Source organism: Streptomyces sp. MB09-02B (assembly GCF_033794485.1).
GTDB lineage: Bacteria > Actinomycetota > Actinomycetes > Streptomycetales > Streptomycetaceae > Streptomyces.
The window spans coordinates 1-4,198 of the sequence record NZ_JARGEE010000606.1 but is presented as its reverse complement, the minus strand read 5'-3'; the positions used below and the strand labels follow the sequence as shown (position 1 = coordinate 4,198).

Below are 4,198 nucleotides of genomic sequence, written 5' to 3'. Positions count from 1 at the left end.
CCCGGGGGCTGTCCCCTAACTCCCCCGTGGGGTCGACCAGTAGGGTCGAGGCGTGAGTAGTGAAGAGATCACGTTGGCCGCGGGTGACGCGGAGGTCGTGCTGGCGCCGGGGAACGGTGGCCGGGTCGCGGGGCTGCGCGTCGGTGGGGTCGAACTGCTGCGGCAGGGCGAGCGGTTCGGCTGCTTCCCGATGGTGCCGTGGTGCGGCCGCGTCCGCGACGGCCGCTTCCGCAGCGGCGGCAGCGTCCAGCAGATGCCCCTCAACGCCCCGCCCCACGCCATCCACGGCACCACCCGCGAGGGAGCCTGGCGCGTCGCCCGCCACGGCGCCGACGAGGCCGTCCTCACGTACGACCTGGTCGAGCCCTGGCCCTACCCCGGCCGCGTCACCCAGGTGTTCACGCTCACCCCGGACGCCCTCACCCTCGCCATGTCCGTGGAGGCGCACGACTCCTCCTTCCCGGCACAGGTCGGCTGGCACCCCTGGTTCAACCGGACCCTGGCGGACGGCGGCGAGGACGTGCGGATCGACTTCCGGCCCACCTGGCAGGAGGAGCGCGGCGCGGACCACCTGCCCACCGGCAACCGCGTCGATCCCCGGCCCGGCCCCTGGGACGACTGCTTCGGGATGCCCGACGGCGTCGACGTCACCCTCACCTGGCCGGACCGGCTGGAGCTGAAGGTGGCCTCGCGCGAGGAGTGGGTCGTGGTCTACGACGAGCAGGCGGAGGCCGTGTGCGTCGAACCGCAGACCGGCCCGCCCAACGGCCTCAACACCCACCCCCGTCTGGTCACCCCCATCGATCCGCTGGAGGCGTCCACGACCTGGACCTGGCGTCGCCTGTAGGCGGACACGCCGGTAAGCGGACATAAGGGCCCCCTTAAGCTGACTGCCATGACTGACGTGGACGTACGTGGATCCCTGCTGCAGCAGATCAAGGACAAGGCCGTGGTGCACGGCAAGGTGACCCTGTCGTCGGGTCTGGAGGCGGACTACTACATCGACCTGCGCCGCGTCACCCTCGACGGCGAGGCCGCCCCGCTGGTCGGACAGGTGCTCCTCGATCTGACCGCCGACCTCGACTTCGACGCGGTGGGCGGTCTGACGATGGGCGCCGACCCGGTCGCCGGCGCGATGCTGCACGCGGCCGCCGCGCGCGGCCGCAGGCTGGACGCGTTCGTCGTGCGCAAGGCGGCCAAGGCGCACGGGATGCAGCGCCGGGTGGAGGGGCCGGACATCAGCGGCCGCCGGGTCCTCGTCGTCGAGGACACCTCCACCACCGGCGGCTCCCCGCTCACCGCCGTCGAGGCCGTCCGCGAGGCCGGCGCCGAGGTCGTCGCCGTCGCCACCATCGTCGACCGCGCCACCGGCGCCGCCGAGAAGATCGAGGCGGGCGCCGGCGTCCCGTACCGGTTCGCGTTCTCGAAGGACGAGTTGGGCCTCGACTGAGGTCCCGGCCGACGTTCGTACGACTGTCGGCACGGTCGAGGACACCAAGGTCAGCGGTTACCGACCAGTTCCGGACACCCTGGCCGGAGCATCGGGTCCCGTCTGGAAGGATGGGGCCGACGATGATGTCGCAACCCTAGGTCAGGGACCGTAAGCACAACGCCACCCGCACATACAAGGAGCGGACCATGCCCATCGCAACCCCCGAGGTCTACAACGAGATGCTCGACCGGGCGAAGGCAGGCAAGTTCGCCTACCCGGCCATCAACGTGACCTCGACCCAGACGCTGCACGCCGCGCTGCGGGGCTTCGCGGAGGCGGAGAGCGACGGCATCATCCAGATGTCGACCGGCGGTGCCGAGTTCCTGGGCGGTCAGTACAGCAAGGACATGGTGACGGGTTCCGTCGCCCTCGCGGAGTTCGCGCACATCGTGGCCGAGAAGTACCCCGTCACGGTCGCCCTGCACACCGACCACTGCCCGAAGGACAAGCTCGACGGCTACGTACGTCCGCTGCTGGCCGTGTCGGAGGAGCGCGTCAAGGCCGGCCGCAACCCGCTGTTCCAGTCCCACATGTGGGACGGCTCGGCGGAGACCCTCGCCGACAACCTCTCCATCGCCCAGGAACTCCTCGCCCGCGCCGCCGCCGCGAAGATCATCCTGGAGGTCGAGATCACCCCGACCGGTGGCGAGGAGGACGGCGTCTCCCACGAGATCAACGACTCCCTCTACACGACGGTCGACGACGCGATCCGCACCGTCGAGGCGCTCGGCCTCGGCGAGAAGGGCCGCTACCTGCTGGCCGCGTCCTTCGGCAACGTCCACGGCGTCTACAAGCCGGGCAACGTCGTGCTCCGCCCCGACCTCCTCAAGGAGCTGAACGAGGGCGTGGCCTCCCGCTTCGGCAAGGAGTCCCCGTTCGACTTCGTCTTCCACGGCGGCTCGGGCTCGACGGAGGAAGAGATCCGCACGGCCCTGGAGAACGGCGTCGTCAAGATGAACATCGACACCGACACCCAGTACGCCTTCACGCGTCCGGTGGCGGCCCACATGTTCCAGAACTACGACCGTGTCCTGAAGGTCGACGGCGAGGTCGGCGACAAGAAGACCTACGACCCCCGCACCTGGGGCAAGCTCGCCGAGGCGAGCATGGCCGCGCGTGTCGTCGAGGCCACGCAGAACCTGCGTTCGGCGGGCCAGAAGATCAAGTAAGCCCAGCCCGTACGTCCCGTCGCGTGCGACGAGCCCGGTGCCACGGCACCGGGCTCGCTGTATACCTGGACCCATGCCCGACATCCGGCTCGCCTCGCCCCAGGGCAAGTGGATCCTGTTCACCACGATCCTCGGCTCCAGCATGGCGCTGCTGGACTCCACGGTCGTCAACGTCGCCCTGCCCCGGATGGGCGACGACCTGGACGCGGACCTCGCGGCCCTCCAGTGGACCGTCAACGCGTACATGCTCACCCTCGCCGGTCTGATCCTGCTGGGCGGCGCGCTCGGTGACCGCTTCGGCCGGCGCAAGGTGTTCGTGATCGGCGTGGTGTGGTTCGCCGTGGCGTCCCTGCTGTGCGGTCTCGCGCCGAACGTCGGCGTCCTGATCGCGGCCCGCGCGCTGCAGGGCGTGGGCGGGGCGCTGCTCACCCCGGGTTCGCTCGCGCTCATCCAGGCCTCGTTCCACCCCGACGACCGGGCGCGGGCCGTCGGCCTGTGGTCCGGCTTCGGCGGCATCGGCGCGGCCGTCGGCCCGTTCCTGGGCGGCTGGCTGGTGGACGGCCCCGGCTGGCGCTGGGTCTTCCTGCTGAACGTCCCCCTCGCGCTCGTCTGCGTGCCCGTGGCCACCCGGCACGTGCCCGAGTCGGGGGACGGCCGGGCCCACGAGAACCGCTTCGACGTGCTCGGCGCGTTCCTCGGCGCGTCGTCGCTGGCGCTGGTGACGTACGCCCTGATCGAGGCGGCGGAGGGCTCGCTCGCGGTGACCGTCTCGGCCGTCGCCGGTGTCGCGGCGGGCGTGGCCTTCGTGTACGTCGAACGCGCCCGGCCCGACCCGATGATGCCGCCGGAGATCTTCGCCTCCCGCCAGTTCACGACGGTCAACCTGGTCACCCTGTGCGTGTACGCGGCCTTCGGCGGGTTCTTCTTCCTCGCCGCGCTCCAGCTCCAGGTGGTGTCGGGCTACTCGGCCCTGGGCGCGGGCACGGCCCTGCTCCCCATCACGGTCCTGATGCTCCTGCTCTCGTCCCGCGCGGGCGCGCTCGGCGAGCGGATCGGCCCCCGGATCCCCCTCACCGTCGGCCCGCTGCTGTGCGCGGCGGGCATGCTGCTGGCCCTGCGGGTGGGCCCGGACGCGTCGTACGTCCTCGACGTCCTGCCCGCGCTGCTCGTGCTCGGCCTCGGCATGGTCACCCTGGTCGCGCCCCTGACCGCGACGGTCCTGGCCTCCGTGGACACCGAGCACGCGGGCCTGGCGAGCGGCATCAACAACGCGGCGGCGCGTGCGGCCGGCCTGGTCGCCGTGGCGGCGTTGCCGCTGATCGCGGGGATGGGGCCGGAGTCGTACCGGTCGGCGAGCCAGTTCGACGACGCGTTCGGCACGGCGATGATCGTCTGCGCCGCGACGCTGGTGGTGGGCGCGGTGCTGTCGTACACGACGGTCCGGCGCCCGCAGCCGGACTGCCGCCATCCGGAGTGCCGGACCCACTGCGGGGTGGTGTCGCCGCCACTGGAGGCGGGAGAGAGGGGAGCGGGGGAG

General features: G+C 71.6%; 4 protein-coding genes. All 4 read left to right on the top strand.

The annotated features are described in order from the left end of the window. The first annotated feature begins 52 nt into the window (after nucleotides 1–52). A complete protein-coding gene (locus P1P70_RS41570; protein WP_319247225.1) occupies nucleotides 53–847 on the top strand; it encodes an aldose 1-epimerase in 795 nt (264 codons plus the stop codon). A gap of 48 nt (nucleotides 848–895) precedes the next feature. After that, the gene (gene pyrE / locus P1P70_RS41565; protein ID WP_319247224.1) at nucleotides 896–1,450 is read left to right on the top strand and encodes an orotate phosphoribosyltransferase; all 555 of its coding nucleotides are present in this window, start codon (nucleotides 896–898) and stop codon (nucleotides 1,448–1,450) included. Nucleotides 1,451–1,638: 188 nt separating this feature from the next. Further along, a complete protein-coding gene (gene fbaA / locus P1P70_RS41560; protein WP_319247222.1) occupies nucleotides 1,639–2,661 on the top strand; it encodes a class II fructose-bisphosphate aldolase in 1,023 nt (340 codons plus the stop codon). A 73-nt stretch (nucleotides 2,662–2,734) separates the two neighbouring features. Further along, a partial coding sequence (locus tag P1P70_RS41555) for an MFS transporter (RefSeq protein ID WP_319247220.1) occupies nucleotides 2,735–4,198 on the top strand: 1,464 nt, incomplete at its 3' end.